Source organism: Shinella sp., assembly GCF_035998705.1.
GTDB lineage: Bacteria > Pseudomonadota > Alphaproteobacteria > Rhizobiales > Rhizobiaceae > Shinella.
In genome coordinates, this window is sequence record NZ_DASYHH010000026.1 from 20,041 (window position 1) to 39,300 (window position 19,260).

Annotated in this window: 17 protein-coding genes; 8 read left to right on the forward strand and 9 right to left on the reverse strand. The window is 65.0% G+C overall.

What is annotated here, in order from left to right; all coding sequences use genetic code 11:
* Nucleotide 1 precedes the first annotated feature (1 nt).
* On the forward strand, nucleotides 2-970 hold the full coding sequence (locus VGN93_RS22815) for a DUF1839 family protein (RefSeq protein ID WP_327509295.1): 969 nt from the start codon (nucleotides 2-4) through the stop codon (nucleotides 968-970).
* Between the two features lie 45 nt (nucleotides 971-1,015).
* Nucleotides 1,016-3,421 carry a glycoside hydrolase family 2 protein gene (locus VGN93_RS22820; protein ID WP_327509367.1) on the forward strand — a complete coding sequence of 802 codons (2,406 nt, stop codon included), beginning with the start codon at nucleotides 1,016-1,018 and terminating at the stop codon, nucleotides 3,419-3,421.
* A gap of 60 nt (nucleotides 3,422-3,481) precedes the next feature.
* Here the strand turns inward: VGN93_RS22820 and VGN93_RS22825 are convergent, their stop codons facing one another.
* Nucleotides 3,482-3,670, reverse strand: a complete 189-nt coding sequence (locus VGN93_RS22825; protein ID WP_319322964.1) for a hypothetical protein — start codon at nucleotides 3,668-3,670, stop codon at nucleotides 3,482-3,484.
* Between the two features lie 153 nt (nucleotides 3,671-3,823).
* On the opposite strand from VGN93_RS22825, the gene VGN93_RS22830 reads away from it, so the two are divergent.
* Entirely contained in the window at nucleotides 3,824-4,405 is a 582-nt protein-coding gene (locus VGN93_RS22830) for a YigZ family protein (protein ID WP_327509296.1), read from the forward strand.
* A 256-nt stretch (nucleotides 4,406-4,661) separates the two neighbouring features.
* Nucleotides 4,662-5,321: a peroxiredoxin gene (locus VGN93_RS22835; RefSeq protein WP_327509297.1), complete on the forward strand. Its 660-nt coding sequence runs from the start codon at nucleotides 4,662-4,664 to the stop codon at nucleotides 5,319-5,321.
* A gap of 174 nt (nucleotides 5,322-5,495) precedes the next feature.
* On the opposite strand, the gene VGN93_RS22840 is transcribed toward VGN93_RS22835, so the two are convergent.
* The 4 genes from VGN93_RS22840 to gcl all read right to left on the reverse strand — a co-directional run bounded on the left by VGN93_RS22840 (nucleotide 5,496) and on the right by gcl (nucleotide 10,466).
* Nucleotides 5,496-6,764 carry a glycerate kinase gene (locus VGN93_RS22840; RefSeq protein ID WP_327509298.1) on the reverse strand — a complete coding sequence of 423 codons (1,269 nt, stop codon included), beginning with the start codon at nucleotides 6,762-6,764 and terminating at the stop codon, nucleotides 5,496-5,498.
* A gap of 208 nt (nucleotides 6,765-6,972) precedes the next feature.
* Nucleotides 6,973-7,857 carry a 2-hydroxy-3-oxopropionate reductase gene (locus VGN93_RS22845; protein WP_327509299.1) on the reverse strand — a complete coding sequence of 295 codons (885 nt, stop codon included), beginning with the start codon at nucleotides 7,855-7,857 and terminating at the stop codon, nucleotides 6,973-6,975.
* A gap of 34 nt (nucleotides 7,858-7,891) precedes the next feature.
* On the reverse strand, nucleotides 7,892-8,671 hold the full coding sequence (hyi, locus tag VGN93_RS22850; RefSeq protein ID WP_327509301.1) for a hydroxypyruvate isomerase: 780 nt from the start codon (nucleotides 8,669-8,671) through the stop codon (nucleotides 7,892-7,894).
* A 10-nt stretch (nucleotides 8,672-8,681) separates the two neighbouring features.
* Nucleotides 8,682-10,466, reverse strand: a complete 1,785-nt coding sequence (gcl, locus tag VGN93_RS22855) for a glyoxylate carboligase (protein ID WP_327509302.1) — start codon at nucleotides 10,464-10,466, stop codon at nucleotides 8,682-8,684.
* 165 nt (nucleotides 10,467-10,631) lie between these two features.
* Here gcl and VGN93_RS22860 point away from each other — a divergent pair, with 165 nt between their 5' ends.
* The gene (locus tag VGN93_RS22860) at nucleotides 10,632-11,453 is read left to right on the forward strand and encodes an IclR family transcriptional regulator (protein WP_327509303.1); all 822 of its coding nucleotides are present in this window, start codon (nucleotides 10,632-10,634) and stop codon (nucleotides 11,451-11,453) included.
* 209 nt (nucleotides 11,454-11,662) lie between these two features.
* Here VGN93_RS22860 and guaD read toward each other — a convergent pair whose 3' ends face one another.
* Both guaD and VGN93_RS22870 read right to left on the reverse strand, forming a co-directional pair.
* A complete protein-coding gene (gene guaD / locus VGN93_RS22865; RefSeq protein WP_327509304.1) occupies nucleotides 11,663-13,003 on the reverse strand; it encodes a guanine deaminase in 1,341 nt (446 codons plus the stop codon).
* Nucleotides 13,000-14,241, reverse strand: coding sequence for a urate hydroxylase PuuD (locus VGN93_RS22870; RefSeq protein WP_327509305.1), 1,242 nt, complete (start codon nucleotides 14,239-14,241; stop codon nucleotides 13,000-13,002). The genes guaD and VGN93_RS22870 overlap by 4 nt, the downstream gene beginning before the upstream one ends.
* Nucleotides 14,242-14,382: 141 nt before the next feature.
* On the opposite strand from VGN93_RS22870, the gene VGN93_RS22875 reads away from it, so the two are divergent.
* From VGN93_RS22875 to VGN93_RS22885, 3 genes are read left to right on the forward strand one after another with little or no spacing between them, the layout of a single operon-like run.
* Nucleotides 14,383-15,336, forward strand: coding sequence for a LysR family transcriptional regulator (locus tag VGN93_RS22875; protein WP_327509306.1), 954 nt, complete (start codon nucleotides 14,383-14,385; stop codon nucleotides 15,334-15,336).
* A 36-nt stretch (nucleotides 15,337-15,372) separates the two neighbouring features.
* Nucleotides 15,373-15,627 (forward strand): type II toxin-antitoxin system Phd/YefM family antitoxin, encoded by a 255-nt coding sequence (locus VGN93_RS22880; RefSeq protein WP_319322986.1) that lies wholly within the window; start codon nucleotides 15,373-15,375, stop codon nucleotides 15,625-15,627.
* Nucleotides 15,627-16,055: a type II toxin-antitoxin system VapC family toxin gene (locus VGN93_RS22885; RefSeq protein ID WP_319322988.1), complete on the forward strand. Its 429-nt coding sequence runs from the start codon at nucleotides 15,627-15,629 to the stop codon at nucleotides 16,053-16,055. Before VGN93_RS22880 ends, VGN93_RS22885 begins: the two co-directional genes overlap by 1 nt.
* Here VGN93_RS22885 and xdhC read toward each other — a convergent pair whose 3' ends face one another.
* Together xdhC and xdhB are read right to left on the reverse strand one after the other, a co-directional pair.
* On the reverse strand, nucleotides 16,056-16,901 hold the full coding sequence (gene xdhC, locus VGN93_RS22890) for a xanthine dehydrogenase accessory protein XdhC (RefSeq protein WP_327509307.1): 846 nt from the start codon (nucleotides 16,899-16,901) through the stop codon (nucleotides 16,056-16,058).
* Between the two features lie 4 nt (nucleotides 16,902-16,905).
* Nucleotides 16,906-19,260: a xanthine dehydrogenase molybdopterin binding subunit gene (gene xdhB / locus VGN93_RS22895; RefSeq protein ID WP_327509308.1), complete on the reverse strand. Its 2,355-nt coding sequence runs from the start codon at nucleotides 19,258-19,260 to the stop codon at nucleotides 16,906-16,908.

The window sequence follows — 19,260 nt, forward strand, 5'->3', positions numbered from 1 at the left end:
CATGGCCGCCGTCTTCGCCGGGGCCGATCCCGAGACCTACCGGCCGCACGCGCTGCACGATGCGGAGCGCATGTGGCCGGAGACCAACTGCTATGTCGATCTCTGGATCGAGGTGCTGAACGCCTTCGGAACCGCGCCGGAGGCGATGCTCGGGTTTTCCCTGACCCAGGATTTCGAGGGCGACCAGTTCACCTTCTTCAAGGTGCCGCTGGAAGACCTCGAAAGCCTCTACGGCATTCGCGCGACGGAATTGGCCATCTTCGACAGCGTGGAAAGCCATGTCGCGACCCAGATCGCGCGCGGCCGCCTCTGCCTCGTCGAGATGGACAGCTTTTACATGCCCGATACCCGCGGCGTCGCCTATGGCCAAGAGCATGGCAAGACGACGGTGGCGATCAACCGGCTGGATCTTGAGAACAAGCGGCTCGACTATTTTCACAATGCCGGCTTCTTCCGGCTGGAGGGTGCGGATTTCGACGGCTTGTTCCACTTGAACGACGGCTCCGACGAGCTGCCCTTCCTGCCCTATACGGAATTCGCCAAATTCCCGGAAAAGCGGCCGGACGAGGTGCATCTCCGCCGTGAAGCCAGGCGCCTGCTCGCCATCCATTTCGCCCGGCGCCCGGAGGCAAACCCGGTCGCGGCTTTCGCGAGCGTCTTTCCAAAGCAGGTGGAGGCGGTGGCGGATCGCCCCTTCGGCTTCTTCCACAAATATGCCTTCAACACGCTGCGCCAGCTCGGTGCGAATTTCGAGCTTGCCGGCAGCCATCTCGACTGGATCGCGCCCGATGGCAGCCTCACCGAGGCCGCCGAGGCCGCGCGAAAAATTTCCGAGACGGCGAAATCCGTGCAGTTCCAGATCGCCCGCGCCGTGACGCGCCGCAAGTTCGAACCGCTGGCGACCGCGCTCGATCCAGCTATCGAAGCCTGGGACAGGCTGATGGCGACGCTTGCCGCCCGCATCGGCTGACGGAGGATGCCCTTGACCGGAAACGATCTTTCGAGCGGCTGGCGCATGATCCTGACGCCGGCTGGCGCCGCCGCGGAGCCTGCGGCGCTCGAAGCCTTTTCCGATGTCATCGACGCCCCCGTGCCCGGCACTGTCGCCGGTGCGCTGGAACGTGCCGGCCGCTTCGACCGCACGGCGCCCGCGCCGCTCGATCATCTCGACGCCTGGTATGTGCTCGACCTCGCCGAGGCGTCAGGGAAGGCTGTCCTGCATTTCGACGGCCTCGCCACGATTGCCGAGGTCTGGTGGAACGGCGCACTGGTGCTGTCCTCCCACAGCATGTTTGTCCGTCACACCCTGCCCGTCACGCTCACCGGCAACGACCGCCTCGCCCTCTGCTTCCGCGCGCTGAAACCGCACCTGGAAAAACGCGGCCCCCGCGCCCGCTGGCGGCCGCAGATGATCACGCCGCAGGGCCTGCGCCTCGTGCGCACCACGCTGCTCGGCCGCATGCCGGGCTGGTGCCCCGAAGTTCATGCCGCCGGTCCCTGGCGTCCCGTGCGTCTCTCTCGGCCTGCGCCAAGCGTTCCTGCCAATATCCGAATTTCCGCGCGCCTCGAGGAGGATGGCGCCGGGCACCTCGACGTTCGCTTCAGCTTCGACAACGCGACCCCGCCGACGGTGGAATGCGCGGGCGCAACTGCTGTCGCCGTGCCCGATGGCGAAGGCGTTTTCAACGCCCGCCTCACGATTCCCGATGTCGCAGCCTGGTGGCCGCGCACGCATGGCGAGCCCGTTCTGCACGACGTCTCCCTCGTCGCGGACGGCAAGCGCCACGCAATCGGCCGCACCGGCTTCCGCCGTATCGCAATCGACCGCGGCGCAGACGGGCGGGACTTCGCCCTCCTCGTCAACGGCGTAAAAATCTTCTGCCGCGGCGCCGTCTGGACCACGGCCGATATCGTCGATCTTCCCGGCAATCGCGAGCGCTACGAACCGCTGCTGAAACTTGCCGCGGACGCCAACATGAACATGCTGCGCATTGGCGGCACCATGGCCTATGAGACGCCGGACTTCTTTGCGCTGTGCGACGAGCTCGGGCTGATGGTCTGGCAGGATTTCCAGTTCGCCAATTTCGATTACCCGGCGAACGATCCTGTCTTTGCGGAGAACGTGCACCGGGAAGTCTCCCAGTTCCTCGACGCGACCGCCGCCTCGCCATCGCTCGCCGTGCTGTGCGGCGGAAGCGAGATCGACCAGCAGGCGGCGATGCTCGGCCTGCCGGAAGCCTCGTGGGCCGGGCCGCTGACCCGCGAAATCCTGCCTTCGCTGGTGGTCAAGCACCGCTCCGACGTGCCCTATGTCGAAAACTCGCCGAGCGGTGGCGCCATGCCCTTTTCGCCGAATGCCGGCGTGACGCACTACTACGGTGTCGGCGCCTATTGCCGGCCGCTGGAGGATGCGCGCCGGGCCGAAGTGCGCTTTTCCGCCGAAAGCCTCGCCTTCGCCAATGTACCGGAACAGCAGACGCTGGACGCCCATTTACCGGTGCCCGCCGTGCACGATCCGCGCTGGAAGGCCCGCGTGCCGCGCGACCGGGGTGCCTCCTGGGATTTCGAGGACGTGCGCGACCACTATCTCGGCCTGCTCTATGGCCACGATCCAGCGCGCCTGCGCCGCGAGGACCCCGCCCGCTATCTCGATCTCTCCCGCGCCGTCGTGGCCGACGTGATGGAGGCGACCTTTGCAGAATGGCGCCGTTCGCAGTCCACCTGCAACGGCGCGCTGGTCTGGACGTTTCAGGATCTGCTGCCCGGCGCCGGCTGGGGCATCGTGGACGCGACCGGCCTGCCGAAATCCGCCTGGCATGCGTTGCGGCGCGCCTTCCGCCCGGTGCAGATCGTGCTGTCCGACGAGGGCACCAATGGGCTTGACGTGCATGCGATCAACGACGGTGCGGATGAACGGCATTTGGTGCTGGAGCTTTCCTGCCTGCGCCATGGCCGCCGGCCGGTCGTCAGCGGTCGTCAGGAGATTGCGCTCGCGCCGCATTCCGCGCTGACGCTGCCGGCGACAAAACTCTTCGGCGCCTTCTTCGACACGACCTATGCCTTCCGCTTCGGCCCGCCGTCGCATGACGTGACGGTCGGCCGGCTGATCGATGCGCATGGAACGGTGGTCTCGGAGGCGTTTCATTTTCCGCGTGGCCGGGCCGAGGCGATGTTCGCGGCCGCCGTTACGGCGACGCTGCGGCAGGATGCGGAGGGTTGGGTGCTGGATATGTCCGCGGACCGTTTTGCCCAGTCCGTCGCGATCGAGGCCGAGGGTTTCCTGCCGTCGGACAACTGGTTTCACTTAGCGCCGGGCGGCGTGAAGGCCGTTCGGCTTCAGCCCTGTGCCGGCCTCGACCCGGCAAACAGGCCGACCGGCGAAATCCGCGGCATCGGCGTCGAAGCCGTGCTTTCCTTCTGAGATTTTTCAGCGACCGCAGGAAATCATAGACGATTTTCCACAGTCGGCCGCAATCTGCCGTCAGAAGAAGACGTGCAGCGGCCATTGAACGGGGCGGCGGGAAGAGGAAAGCCGGCTGCCTTCGAGCGGCAGGCGCTCTTCCGATACGGCGCATGGCGTCTCTTCGCGCGCAACTTGTTCTTCCTTCGGCTGGAAGCCGACCGGGTAGAGGTTGAAGTAACCGAGCGTCACGCCGCCGAGGTAGATCATGCAAAGCTCCCGTTCCGATTAACGTCCCGGCAGACATCATGGCGGAATCGTGGCGGCTGTCAATAGTCTATAGAATTGGTGCTCTATTCCGCCCTTGATGCGAGGGGCACCGAAGGGGTACGAGGCAGGTTCAACGCCACCGGAAACCGCCGCTTGTACACGCTGGACCAGACCGAGACTTTCGAGCAGGAGATCCGCAAGAGCCGGTTCCGCGCGATCGCCTGTCCGGTCGAAACCGAGATGGAGGCGAAGGCGCGGCTGGCGGAGGTTTCCGACACGGCGGCCACCCACAATTGCTGGGCCTGGCGGGTCGGCCAGGCCTATCGCTTCAGCGATGACGGCGAGCCGAGCGGCACGGCGGGAAAACCGATCCTGCAGGCGATCGACGGGCAGGCGATCGATCGCACGCTTGTCGTCGTCACGCGCTGGTTCGGCGGCATTCTTCTGGGCAGTGGCGGCCTCATCCGCGCTTATGGCGGCACGGCGGCGCTCTGCCTGCGCGCGGCCGCCAAGACGGAATATGTCGAGCGGGCAGCGCTTTCCGTCTCGCTCGGCTTTTCCGATCTGGCGCTGGTCAAGGCGCGGGTTGCCGCCCTGCCGGGCCTGGTGATGGACGACGAGGCCTATCACGATACGGGCGCACGCCTCTCCTTCCGCGTGCCGGCCGAGAAGGCGGAAGAGACCGGGCGGCTGATCGTCGATCTCACGAGCGGGCGGGCCGAAATCGGCGAATGAGGCGCGATTTGCCGCACCAGTCGAAATAAAATCGTCTTCCCTTTCGCGGGCACTTCCGGAGAACGGATTGGCGCAGCCGCGGGCAACGGCCGAACGGCTTCTTGCAATGGGCGCGATCGGCGCAAAGATGCGCTTGCCAGACCACCGGCAGCGACGGCGTGCCGCTATAGGCAAGGCAAATTTTTCGGTCTATCTACCGCCGGGATATATTTTCGCGGGCGCCTCGCCTGCGGTCACGATAGAGAGGAAGAAACCCATGAGCCTGCGCATCAACGACATCGCTCCGGACTTCACCGCCGAAACCACCGCCGGCACGATCGGTTTCCATGAGTGGATCGGCGACGGCTGGGCCGTGCTCTTCTCGCACCCCAAGAATTTCACCCCGGTCTGCACCACCGAGCTCGGCGCCATGGCCGGCCTCGAAGGCGAATTCCGCAAGCGCGGTGTCAAGATCATCGGCATCTCGGTCGATCCGGTCGAAAGCCACGGCAAGTGGAAGAACGACATCCGCACCGCCACCGGCTTCGACGTCGAATATCCGCTGATCGGCGACAAGGACCTCGCGGTCGCGAAACTCTACGACATGCTGCCGGCCGCCGCCGGTGATAGCTCGGAAGGTCGCACGCCCGCCGACAACGCCACCGTGCGCTCGGTCTTCGTCATCGGCCCGGACAAGAAGATCAAGCTGATCCTCACCTACCCGATGACGACGGGCCGCAATTTTGCGGAAATCCTGCGCGCGATCGATTCGATCCAGCTCACCAGCAAGCACCAGGTGGCGACGCCCGCCAACTGGCAGCAGGGCGAGGACGTGATCATCACCGCCGGCGTGTCCAACGAGGACGCCATCACCCGCTTCGGCGCCTTCGACACGGTGCTGCCGTATCTGCGCAAGACCAAGCAGCCGGCCGCTTAACAAGCCCCGGCACCTCTCCTCCGTCATGCTCGGGCTTGACCCGGGCATCCACCGCCTCGCTCGCCGCATGGATCCTCGGGTCAAGCCCGAGGATGACGACAGTGGGGAGGCAACGGAAAAGAGAAAACGTCAAAACAAAACAGCCCCGGAAATCGGGGCTGTTTTCGTTTGGGGCTACTGGATGAGGATGGCGCGGAAATCGTTGACGTTGGTGCCGGTCGGGCCGGGCACGAAGAGGTCGCCGAGCGCGTCGAAGGCGGTCCAGCTGTCGTTGCGGCCGAGATAGTCGGCGGCGTCCTTGCCCTTGGCGGCGAGGCGCGCGACGGTGGTGCCGTCGGCGAAGGCGCCGGCATTGTCTTCCGAACCGTCGATGCCGTCCGTATCGGCGGCAAGCGCGGAAAGGCCGTCGAGGCCATCGGTGGCGCAGGCGAAGGACAGCAGGAACTCGCCGTTGCGGCCGCCCTTGCCCTTGCCCTTGATGGTGACGGTCGTTTCGCCGCCGGAGAGCACGACGACGGGTTTCTGGAACGGCCGGTTGCGGCGCACCACTTCGGCGGCGATGGCCGCATGCACGCGGCCGACTTCGGCGGCTTCACCTTCGATGGCATCGGAGAGGATGACGGCCTCGACGCCGGCCTTGCGCGCAACGTCAGCAGCGGCCTCCAGCGAGACGGCGGCGGAGGCGACGAGCTTGACCTCGTTGCGGGCGAAGCAGGCATCGGACGGCAGCGGCGGCTCGTCCTGGCCGTCGCGGATATGGCGCATCACGGCCTCGGGCAGATCGAGGCGATAGCGTTCGATGAAGCGCAGCGCGTCGGCGCGGGTGGTGGCGTCGGCGATGGTCGGGCCGGAGGCGACGAGGGCGGGATTGTCGCCCGGAATGTCGGAGACGACGAGGGAGACGACGCGGGCCGGATGGGCAAGGGCCGCAAGACGGCCGCCCTTGATGCGCGAGACCTGCTTGCGCACGGCATTCATGGCGCTGATCGGTGCGCCGGAAGCGAGCAGGGCGCGGTTGACGGCGATTTCGTCGGCCAGCGTCAGGTCGCCGGCGGGCGCCGGCAGCAGGGCGGAGCCACCGCCGCAGATCAGCGCCACGACGAGATCGTCTTCCGTCAGGCCGCGCACGGCGGCCATCAGCCGGCCGGAGGCGAGCAGGCCGCTGTCATCCGGAACCGGATGGGCGGCTTCGAGCACCTCGATGCGCTCGCAGGGAACGGCATAGCCATAGCGCGTGACGATCACGCCGGTCAGCGGCGCGTCCCACAGGCGCTCGAAGGCGCGGGCCATCTGCGCGGCACCCTTGCCAGCACCGATCACCACCGTGCGGCCTTTCGGCTTTTCCGGCAGGTTGGCGGCCAGCACCTTTTCCGGGTCGGCGGCGGCGACCGCGGCGTGAAAGAGCGTTTCGAGAAAGGCGCGCGGATCGGCGATATCAGGCATGGGGTTCCTCCAAGTCTGCGGAATGCTGGTCTTATGAACACGAAGCCCCTCATCCGCAAGCCTGCGTCACCTCCCGAATGAAGATGACGCGGCGGGATGAGGGGCTCGTATGTCCTCCTCTAGGATGGGTGACCGGGCGGGGCTCCCCTCCCCGCCCGGTCAGGCCGTCATACGACGGCTGGGCCGTTGCATAACGGCTAGGCCGTCGTCATGCGACGGCGTGGTTCGCCATGCGCTCCAGCGCCGTGACGAGACCTGAGTGATCGAGGCCGGCATCGCCGTGGGCGGCGCACTGGTTGAAGAGTTCCTGCGTCGAGGCGGTGTTGGGCAGCGAAACGCCCAGCGCCTTGGCGCCCTGGAGGGCCAGGTTCAGGTCCTTCTGGTGCAGCGAGATGCGGAAGCCCGGATCGAATGTACGCTTGACCATGCGCTCACCATGCACTTCGAGAATACGCGAGGAGGCGAAACCGCCCATCAGGGCCTCCCGTACGCGGGCCGGATCGGCACCGGCCTTCGAGGCGAAGACGAGCGCTTCGGCGACCGCTTCAATGGTGAGCGCCACGATGATCTGGTTGGCGACCTTGGTCACCTGCCCGTCGCCGCAATCGCCGACGAGCGTGATGTTCTTGCCCATCAGCTGGAACAGCGGCAGCGCCCGGTCGAAACTTTCCTGCGAGCCACCGGCCATGATGGAGAGCGTGGCGTTCTTGGCGCCCACTTCACCGCCGGACACCGGGCCGTCGACATATTCGGCGCCGGTCGCGCGGATCTTCCTGGCGAATTCCTTGGTCTCGATCGGCGAGATCGAGCTCATGTCGATGACGAGCTTGCCGGCGGACAAGCCATAAGAGACGCCGTTCTCGCCGAACAGCACGTCCTGCACTTCCGGGGTGTCGGGCAGCATGAGGATGATCGTGTCGACGGTCTCGGCCAGCGCCTTCGGGCTGTCGACGATCTTCAGGCCGTTGTCGAGGAGTTCCTGACGCGGCGCGATTGCGAATTTCGAGGTGATGACGGTGTGGCCGGCGTCCTGAAGGTGACGCGCCATGGGCGTGCCCATGATGCCGAGGCCGATGAAACCGATATTTGCCATGATGCTAACTCCCAGTCTTGAAATGTTTGGTGGCTCAGCGGCCGACTTCGGCCAGCCAGCCGAGGCCTTCCTGCGTGGTGGCGGCCGGCTTGTATTCGCAGCCGATCCAGCCGTCGTAGCCGAGCGCGTCGAGCGTCTTGAACACGAAGGGCCAGGCGATCTCGCCGGTGCCCGGCTCGCCCCGGCCCGGATTGTCGGCAAGCTGCACATGGGCGATTTTCGCCTGGTGCTTCTTGAACGTGCCGATCAGTTCGCCCTCGGTGCGCTGCTGGTGGTAGAGGTCGTACTGGATGAACAAGTTGTCGCTGCCGACTTCCGCGATGATCGAGGCCGCCTGGTCGGGCGTGTTGAGGTAGAAGCCCGGAATGTCGAAGCGGTTGATCGGCTCGATCAACAGCCGGATTCCATGTTTGCCGAGTTCGGCGGCCGCAAGCTTCAGGTTGGCGACGAAGGTCGAGCGCAGCACCTCGTGCGCGACGCCGACCGGGGCGATGCCCGACAGGCAATTGACCTGCTTGCAGCCGAGCGCCGTCGCATAGTCGATGGCCGAGGCCACGCCGCGGCGGAACTCGTCGACGCGGTCCGGCAGGATGGCGATGCCGCGTTCGCCGCCGGCCCAGTTGCCGGCCGGCAGATTGTGCAGCACCTGCGTCAGCCCGTTGAGATCGAGGGCGGCGCGCAGCGCTTCCTTGTCGAAGTCGTAGGGGAAGAGGTACTCGACACCTTCGAAGCCCGCCTTCGCGGCCAGCGCGAAGCGTTCGAGGAACGGCGCCTCGTTGAAGAGCATGGTCAGATTGGCCGCAAACTTCGGCATTTTCTTCTCCTTAGTCCAGCAATGCCATCGTGGCGGTCGGGGCATCCTCGCCGCGTTCGGCAAGGTCCTCGAACTCGACGACGGCATTGATGTCGGCGCCCATGGCGATGTTGGTGACACGCTCGAGGATGAACTCGATGACGACGGGAACCTGGTGCTCCTTCATCAGCGTCTGCGCGGTGTTGAAGGCTTCCTGGAACTCGTTCGGGCTGCGGACCCGGATCGCCTTGCAGCCGAGGCCTTCGGCGACCGCGACGTGGTCGACGCCGTAGCCCGGCTCCGCATCGTCCGATGCATTGACGTTGTCGAAGGCGAGCGAGACTTCGAAGTCCATGTTGAAGCCGCGCTGGGCCTGGCGGATGAGGCCGAGATAGGAATTGTTCACGACCACATGCAGGTAGGGCAGCTTGTGCTGGGCGCCGACCGCAAGCTCCTCGATGAGGAACTGGAAGTCATAGTCGCCGGACAGCGCGACGATCGGGCGGTCCGGATCGGCGGCGCGCACACCGAGCGCTGCCGGCAGCGTCCAGCCGAGCGGGCCGGCCTGGCCGCAATTGATCCAGTTGCGCGGCTTGTAGACATGCAGGAACTGCGCGCCGGCGATCTGCGAAAGGCCGATGGTCGAGACGTAGCAGGTGTCGCGGTCGAAAGCCTTGTTCATTTCCTCGTAGACGCGCTGCGGCTTCAAGGGCGTCTGGTCGAAATGGGTCTTGCGCAGCATGGTGCGCTTGCGCTCGCGGCACTCTTCCGCCCAACCGGACCAATCGCGCAGCTTGCCGGCGACCTTCCACGCCGTCGCAACGTCGAGGAAGAGTTTCAGTGCGGCGCCGGCATCCGACACGATGCCGAAATCGGGCGTGAAGACGCGGCCGATCTGGGTCGGCTCGATGTCGACATGGACGAAGGTGCGCCCCTCCGTATAGGTCGGGATATTGCCGGTGTGGCGGTTGGCCCAGCGGTTGCCGACGCCGAGCACGAAGTCGGAGGCGAGCATGGTCGCATTGCCGTAGCGGTGCGAGGTCTGCAGGCCGCACATGCCGGCCATCAGCGGATGGTCGTCCGGGATCGTGCCCCAGCCCATCAGCGTCGGGATGACCGGAACGCCGACGATCTCGGCGAATTCGACCAGGAGATCGGAGGCATCCGCATTGATGATGCCGCCGCCGGCGACGATCAGCGGTCGCTCCGATGCGTTCAGCATGGCGAGCGCCTTCTCGGCCTGGGCGCGTGTGGCCGACGGCTTGTAGGGCTCGAGCGGCGCATAGGCGTCGATGTCGAATTCGATCTCGGCAAGCTGGACGTCGATCGGCAGGTCGATCAGGACCGGGCCGGGACGGCCGGAGCGCATGGTGTGGAACGCCTTCTGGAAGACGTAGGGAACCAGGCCCGGCTCCATGACGGTGACGGCCCACTTGGTGACGGGGGCCGCGATCTTCGCGATATCGACGGCCTGGAAATCCTCCTTGTCGAGGCGGGCGCGGGGCGCTTGGCCGGTGATGCAGAGGATCGGGATCGAGTCTGCCGAGGCCGAATAGAGGCCGGTGATCATGTCGGTGCCGGCCGGACCCGACGTGCCGATGCACAGGCCGATATTGCCGGCACGGGCACGGGTATAACCTTCCGCCATGTGGCTTGCGCCCTCGACGTGGCGGGCGAGAACGTGGCGGACCGTGCCGCGCGCCCGCAGCGCCGAATAGAAGGGATTGATCGCAGCGCCCGGGACGCCGAAGGCACAATCAATGCCTTCCTTTTCCAGAACCAGGACCGCTGCATCGACAGCACGCATTTTTGCCATGGGAATTTCCTCCGTCTCTCGTGCTGGAAGGTAACCCATTTCCGATGGGGCGCAATCATAAAATGGAAATCAATCCCATCATGTGGAAATAAACATTTTCAACGAAACTGGAACAATCGATCCGGGCCAGCTATGTCATGACGTCGGCGGACAGGAGAAAACGACATGGCGGACCATCAGGAAAAGACGCGGGCCAAACCGGGCCGCAAGGCCGGCGAGAATGCGGCGCCCTCTTCGGTGCAGGTGCTCGACCGCAGCCTGAAACTGCTGGAGCTTGTCGCGCAGGCCGATGGCGCCGGCCTGACCGAGCTTGCCGACCAGTCGGCGATGGCGCCTTCCACCGTGCACCGGCTGCTCACCTCGCTTGCCCAGCACGGCATGGTGACCCACGACAACGAGACCGGCGCCTGGACGATCGGCGTGAAGGCCTTCGAGATCGGCACCGCGTATCTGCGCTTCCGCAAGCTCGGTACGATCAGCCGGCCCTTCCTGAAGCAGTTGATGGAGGGCTGCGGCGAGACCGCCAACATCGCCATCGAGGACGACGGCGACATGGTCTTCATCTCGCAGGTCGAGAGCCATGCGCCGATGCGCGCCTTCTTCCGCCCCGGCCGGCGCGGGCCGATCCATGCGTCAGGCATCGGCAAGGCGATCCTGTCGACCTGGCCGGATTCCCGCATCGAGGCGCTGCTCGCCGGCCGCACCTTGCAGCACTTCACCGACAAGACCCGCGACAGCGTGGCAATGCTGCTAGAGGATATCGCAAAGATCCGCATCCGCGGCTGGTCGATCGACGACGAAGAGCACACGCTCGGCATGCGCTGCGTGGCAGCACCCATCTTCGACGAATATGGCGAGGCCGTTGCCGGGATTTCCGTGTCGGGACCGGCGGTGCGCCTGCCGGACGAGAAGGTCGATGCCTTCGGGCCTGTTATCAGGGCTGCTGCGGAAGGGTTGACGAAGGCGATGGGTGGGCGGTCGAGATAAAGTTCATAAGGGACGACCTCTCCAGCCCCCGCCCAGTTTCTCCCAAAACCAGCGAAGGCCAAACCTCTCCTCCGTCATGCTCGGGCTTGACCCGAGCATCCATGCCACAAGCGAAGACGTAACATGGATGTGGATCCTCGGGTCAAGCCCGAGGATGACGGCAGAGTGTGTGGCACCGGTGAGCTAATCGGCGACGCGTTCGCGAACTTTCAGACCGCTTCCGGAACACGCTCTCTCGCAGCACCGGCCTTGCCCTTGCCCTTCATCGCCTTGCCGGCGACATAGACCTCGGCGACGCAGCGGTCGTCGCCCATGGTCTGGAGGATGAAGAGTTCTTCGAGTAGCGAAGTCGCCGTGCGCATGCGATATTCCATCGCCGACTTGGCGCTGGAATCGAGCACGACGATATCCGCATCCGCGCCAGGATGCAGCGAACCGATGTGGTTTTCCAGTCCGAGCGCGCGGGCATTGCCGAGCGTCATGCGGTAGAACGAGCTGAACGGCGTCAGCCGCTGGCCTTGCAGGTGCAGCACCTTGTAGGCCTCGTCCATGGTTTCCAGCATGGAGAAGCTGGTGCCGCCGCCGACGTCGGTCGCCACCGACCAGCGCGCGCCGAGCCTGTCGAAACGGTCGCGATCGAACAGGCCCGAGCCGAGGAAGAGGTTCGAGGTCGGGCAGAAGACGCCGACGGCGCCGGTCTCCGCCAGAACCGAAATCTCCCGGTCGCTCAGGTAGATGCAATGGCCGAGCAGCATGCGGTCGTTCAGCAGGCCGTAGCGGGCGTAGATATCCGTATAATCCTTCGCCTCCGGATAGAGCGACGTGGCGAAGGCGATCTCGTCGCGGTTTTCCGAAAGATGCGTCTGGACGTAGCAGGAGGGATGTTCGGCGACGAGCGCCTGGCTCATCTCCAGCTGTTCCGGCGTCGAGGTGATGGCGAAGCGCGGGCTGATGGCATAATGCGCGCGGCCGCGGCCGTGCCACGTCTCGATCAGCCGCTTGGTCTCGTCATAGCCCTGCTGCGGCGTGTCGCGCAGCGCATCGGGCGCGTTGCGGTCCATCATCACCTTGCCGCCGATCATGCGCATGCCGCGCGCTTCGGCCGCCGAGAAATAGGCGTCGACGCTTTCGGGATGCACCGAGCAATAGGCGACGGCGGTCGTCGTGCCGTTCGAGAGCAGCTCGTCCATGAAGCGATTGGCGACGGCCGCCGCATGGGCGGGACGCGAAAACTTCTGCTCCTCGACGAAGATGTAGGTGTTCAGCCATTCGAGCAGCTGCGCGCCATAGGAGGCGATCGCCTGGGTCTGCGGGAAATGCAGGTGCGTGTCGATGAGGCCGGGCAGGACGAGGTTCGGCCGGTGATCGGCGATCTCGACCTCGGCACCGGCAAGCTTGCTTATATCGACATAGTTGCCGGTCTCGACCACCTTGCCGCCCCGCAGGAAGACGGCGCCGTCCTCGAAATAGCGGTAGGAGGCGGTGTCATCGATGCCCTGCGGCTCGGCGACGAAGGTCAGCACGCGGCCCCGGATCAAAAGTTCGCTCATTGGATTTTCTCCCCGCTCACGGCGCTTTCGTACCAGGAGACGAGCAGACGGCGCTCCTCGTCGGAAATCTGTGTCAGGTTTGCCGGCGGCATGGCGTGGCTGCGGCCGGCCTGGAGATAGATCTCGCGGGCATGGGCGGCGATCTGGCCGTCCGTTTCCAGCATCACGCCTTTCGGCGGGGTGATGATGCCTTCCCAGCCGGGCTCCTTGGCATGGCACATGGAACAGCGGCCGAGCACGGTATCACGCACCTTTGGGAAGGCCTCCGCCGTGATGAAGGACTGCTGCACCGCCGAGACCCTGGCGTCGGCCGTCTCGCCCGTCAGCACCCTCGGCACCGTGGAGAGCCACATGATGAGGACGAAGAGCAGCGCCGTCGCAAGCCAGGTCCAGGTCGGGTTGCCTGCATTGGCGTGGGTGGTGTTGAAGTAATGGCGGATCGTGACGCCCATCAGGAAGACCAGCGAGGCGATGATCCAGTTGAACTCCGTGCCGAAGGCCAGCGGATAGTGGTTCGACAGCATGAGGAACAGCACGGGCAGCGTCAGGTAGTTGTTGTGCGTGGAGCGCTGCTTGGCGATCTTGCCGTATTTCGGATCGGGCGTGCGGCCGGCGATGAGATCGGCGACGACGATGCGCTGGTTCGGCATGATGATGAAGAACACGTTCGCCGACATGATCGTCGCGGTGAAGGCACCGAGATGCAGGAAGGCGGCGCGGCCGGTGAAGAGCTGGGTATAGCCCCAGGCCACGGCGACCAGGATGAAATAGAGCGCCACCATCAGCCGCGTGTTGTCATTGCCGAAGGGCGACTTGCAGATGAGGTCGTAGATGATCCAGCCGAAGGCGAGCGAGGCCAGCGAAATGGCGATCGCCACCGGCTTGGAGACGTCGAGCACGTTCGGGTCGATCAGGTAGAGATCGGCGCCCGCATAATAGACGAGACAGAGCATGCCGAAGCCGGAGAGCCAGGTGACGTAGCTTTCCCACTTGAACCAGACGAGGTGCTCGGGCATCGAGGCCGGCGCGACCAGGTATTTCTGGATGTGGTAGAAACCACCGCCATGCACCTGCCACTCCTCGCCATGCGCGCCCGGCGGAAGCGCGGGGTGCTTCTTCAGGCCCAGGTCGAGCGCGACGAAATAGAACGACGAGCCGATCCAGGCGATCGCCGTGATCACGTGCAGCCAGCGCACGGCAAACATCAGCCAATCCCAGGCTATGGCATATTCGTACATAGGGACCTCCACCCGCTTTTCATGGGCTTGTTTGCCATCAAGCGATTTTCTCGGAAATCCCGGTGAATCCCCAACACTTTCAAAAAAATCTATAAGATGGCCCCCACTTTGCTCTGCACGCCAATGTGGTAGAAGGAATCCATGTCCTATCTCGATAATGTGCGCGTCTTCGTTCGCGTGGTCGAACTCGGTACTCTTTCAGCGGCAGGGCGCGACCAGCGTGTCACCCCGGCGGTCGCCAGCAATCGCATCAAGGAACTGGAGCGGCATCTCGGCGTGCGCCTCTTCAACCGCACGACGCGAAAACTCTCGCCGACCGAACACGGCCGCGTTTTCTACGATGGCGCTGTGAAAATCATCGAGGCGGTGAACGAGGCGGAAGGTGCGATCGCCGACCTCTCGCGCAACCCGAAGGGTTCGCTCCGCATCACCGCGCCGCTCGGCATCGGCCGGCGGCTGATCGCGTCCGGCATTCCGGAATTCCACGACAAGTACCCGGATATCGAAGTGCGCGTGCGCCTGTCGGACCACAATGTCGATATCCTCGCCGAAGGCGTCGATGTCGCCTTCAAGCTCGGGGTGCTGGAGGATTCGAATCTCCGCATGCGCGGCATCCTCAATTGCGAGCGCGTGCTCTGCGCCTCGCCCGCCTATCTCGCGCGGCGCGGCGCGCCGGCAAACGCGGATGCGCTGATCGCCGACAAACATGACTGTCTGCTGCTGCGCTATCCCGGTTCGAAGGAATATTTCTGGACGCTGGTGACCGCCGAGGGCCCGCGTAAATTCGAAGTCGCCGGCCCCTATGACAGCGACGACGGCGACGTGCTCACCCAATGGGCGCTGGAGGACCGCGGCATCATCAACAAGCCGCTGTTCGAGGTGAAGGCGCATCTGAAGGAAGGCCGGCTGGTCGAAATCCTGAAGGAGTCGCCGCCCGCCTCCGTGCAGCTCGCCGCGATCTACCCGCACAAGCGGTTCCAGGACCCGAAGGTCCGCCTGATGATCGACTTCATGGCCGAGCGATGTCAGCGGCTGATCGGCAAGCTGCTCGGTGATGTCGAATCAGAACAGGTTGAATCCGACGCCAAAATCTAGTATATTTTCTCCAGAATATACTACGCGGAGTAGTCGATGTCATTTGCCTACATGACCAGCGCCGACTTCAACCAGAATCCCAGCAAGGCGAAGAAGGCGGCCAACGAACGCCCCCTCGTTATCACGGAGCATGGCGAGGCAAGTTACGTGCTCGTCCGCTATAGTGATTTCAAAGATCACTGGCGGAAAAGCAAAAGCCTTTATGACGCTCTAAACCACTCCAACTCCCGGTTCGACGACGACTTCCTCGCTGATCGGACGGACTTCAAACGCCGGCACGTCCAGTTCTGATGGCGTTCCTGCTCGATACGAATATCGTCTCGGCTTCCCGCAGGCCGCAGCGTCAGTCCGTCGAGTTTCAGACATTCCTGCACACCTTCGATGTCGAAACCGCCTACCTGTCCGCGGTGACGCTGATGGAGATCGAATTCGGCATCGAGCGGGAACGAACCCGCAATCCGGATTTTGCCGACGATCTTTGCGCCTGGCTCACCACCAGGGTTTTGCCGGCCTTCGAGGGCCGCATTCTGCCGTTCGACGCGCAGGCGGCAACGCTGGCCGGCCGGTTGCCAACGGCGGACAGGCGACCCAGTGCAGATGCCATGATCGCGGCCACTGCCCTGGCCCACCGTCTGGTCCTCGTCACGCGCAATGTCTCCGATTTCCGGCCGCTGGGCGTGCCGTGCCTCGATCCCTGGCAGGCGTTGCCGGAAGGCTGATCAACTCCGGACAATCGCCGTGTCGTGATGCTGCGGCTGCCACGCCAGCGCAGCCGTCATGATCTCGGCGGCGGCGAGCGTTGCGATCACCGCCGGGCGTTTGTCCTTCAGCGTGGTGCCGCCGATCGGGCAGGTGAGGTTTTCGAACAAGCCCGGCTGGCCGAATTCGCGCGACAGCCAGTTGCGGAAGGTCGTGCGTTTCGTCTTCGAGCCGATCATGCCGACATAGGCGGCGTCGGCGCGCTTCAGCGCCTCGGCGGTGATGAGGAAATCGAGCGCGTGGTCGTGGGTGAGGATGACGAAGCTGCTGCCGGCCGGCGCGTCGCGCACCACGGCTTCGGGCATTGCCGTCAGGCAGGTTTCGATGCGCGGCACCGTGGACGCCATGAGCTCGTCTTCCCGCGTATCCACCAGCACGACGCGCAAGGGCGCCAGCGACAAAGCCATGGCGAGCGCATCGCCGACATGGCCGGCGCCGAAGACGTAGACATGCGGGCGTGCCGCCATTTCCCGGTCGCTGCGCGAGATCAGGCTTTTGGCGAGCGCCGGGTTCATGGCGGTGAAGGAAAGCCCGACCCGGCCGCCACAGCACTGGCCGATTTCCGGGCCGAGCGGCACGTTCATCGGCTCGGCCGCAAGCCCGGAGCGCAGAGCCCGCCGCGCCTGGTCGATCGCCATATATTCGAGCTGCCCGCCGCCGATCGTCGCGAAAATCGCCCGGTCCGACACCAGCATCCAGGCATCGGTGTCGCGCGGCGTCGAGCCCGCGGCACCCGTCACCTCGACCAGGATCGACACCGGTTCGCGGCGCAGGAAATCCCGGATGTCTTCGCGCAGGGCGGGCATGACGTCACCCCTTCTTCTGAGCCTTGAGCCGCTCGATCGCCATCAGCACGCATTCCGGCGTTGCCGGCGCATCGAGGCGCGGGCAGATCTTGTGATCCGCGATGCTCGCCACCGCGTCCGACAGTGCATGCAGCACGGCAAGGCCGAGCGGCAGCGGCGGTTCGCCGACAGCCTTGGAGCGGTGGATCGTCGGCTCATAGGCCTCCGACCAGTCGGTCAGTGCCACGTTGAAGATTTTCGGGCGGTCGGAGGCGAGCGGGATCTTGTAGGTGGAGGGCGCGTGGGTGCGAAGCCGCCCCTTGCCGTCCCACCACAATTCCTCCGTCGTCAGCCAGCCCATGCCCTGGATGAAGCCGCCCTCGATCTGGCCGATATCGATGATCCTGTTCAGCGAGCGGCCGGTATCGTGCAGGATATCGGTGCGCTCGACGATATATTCGCCGGTCAGCGTATCGACGGAGACTTCCGAGCAGGCCGCGCCATAGGCGTAGTAGTAGAAAGCGTGGCCGCGGCCCTTGGAGCGATCCCAGTGGATCTTCGGCGTCTTATAGAAGCCGGCTGCCGACAGCTGGACACGGGCCATATAGGCCTTCTTCACGAGATCGTTGAAGGAAATCTCGGCATTGCCGATGCGCACCCGGTTCGGCAGGAACACCACCTGCTCGCGCGGCACCTGGTGGGTTTCCGCGGCGAAATCGATGAGCCGGTCCTTGATCTGGCGGGCGGCATCCTGCGCCGCCATGCCGTTCAGATCGGCGCCCGAGGAGGCGGCGGTCGGCGAGGTGTTCGGCACCTTGGCGGTCGTCGTCGCGGTGATCTTCACCCGGTCGAGGTCGATCTGGAACTCTTCCGCCACGACCTGCGCGACCTTGAGATGCAGGCCCTGCCCCATCTCGGTGCCGCCATGGTTCATGTGCACGGAGCCGTCCGTATAGACATGCACCAGCGCGCCGGCCTGGTTCGATTCCGTCTTGGTGAAGGAAATGCCGAATTTGACGGGCGTCAGCGCCAGGCCGCGCTTGACGACGCGGCTCTTCGCGTTGAACTCGGCAATCGCCTTGCGGCGGCCGGCATAGTCGGCGCTCTCTTCCAGTTCCGCGACGATGCGCTGGATGATGCAGTCTTCCACCTTCTGGTGATAGGGCGTGACATTGCGCGTGCCCTCCACGCCCATCGCGTCGTAGAAATTCAGCTTGCGGATATCGAGCGGGTCCTTGCCGACGGCGAAGGCCACCTCGTCGATGACGCGCTCGGCGCCCACCATGCCCTGCGGCCCGCCGAAACCGCGGAACGCCGTGTTGGAGACGGTGTTGGTGTAGAGCGGCGCCGACTTGGCGTGCACATGCGGGAAGAAATAGGCGTTGTCGCAGTGGAACAGCGCACGGTCGCCCACCGGGCCGGAGAGATCCGCCGAAAAACCGGCCCGCAGCGCGAAGGTGTAGTCGATGCCGAGGATGCGGCCTTCGTCGTCGAAGCCGACATCGTAGTCGATCGCGAAATCGTGCCGCTTGCCGGTGGCGGCCATGTCCTCGTCGCGGTCGAGCCGGACTTTGACGGCGCGATTCAGCTTCTTGGCGGCGATGGCGGCGAGCGCCGCGCACTGGTTTGCCTGGGTTTCCTTGCCGCCAAAGCCGCCGCCCATGCGGCGCACTTCCACCGTCACGGCATGGCTCGGCACGCCGAGCGCGTGCGCGACCATGTGCTGCGTCTCGCTCGGCCCCTGCGTCGAGCAATAGACGAGCACCTCGTCGTCCTCGCCCGGCACGGCGAGCGAGACCTGGCCTTCGAGATAGAAGTGGTCCTGGCCGCCCAGCCGCATGCGGCCCTTGATGCGGCGCGGGGCGCTTTCGAGCGCGGCCGCAGCATCGCCGCGCTTCAGCGTCAGCGGGGTGACGACCTGCCGGTGGGTTTTGACGTCGAGGTCCCAGATGTCGATATCGGCCGGCAGTTCCTCATACTCGATCCTGGCGAGCCGCGCGGCGCGGCGGGCCTCGTCGCGCGTTTCGGCGATGACGCAGAAGATCGGCTGGCCGTGGAACTCGACCTTGCCGTTCGCCAGCACCGGATCGTCGTTCATGTAGGAGGGCGAGATGTCGTTGACGCCGGGCACGTCCTCATGGGTCAGCACGTCGACGACGCCGGGTGCGGCGCGCACCGCCGAAAGATCGACGGACTCCAGGATGCCATGCGCGACGGTCGAGAGGCCGAGGCCGGCATGCAGCGTGCCGGCAGGTTCCGTGATGTCGTCGATATAGACGGCGGTGCCGGCCACGTGCTTGTGCGCCGAGTCGTGGCGCACGCTGGAATGCACGCCGCCGGCGATCTTTTCGGCCTTGAGGTCAGGACTGTGCTTGTTCAT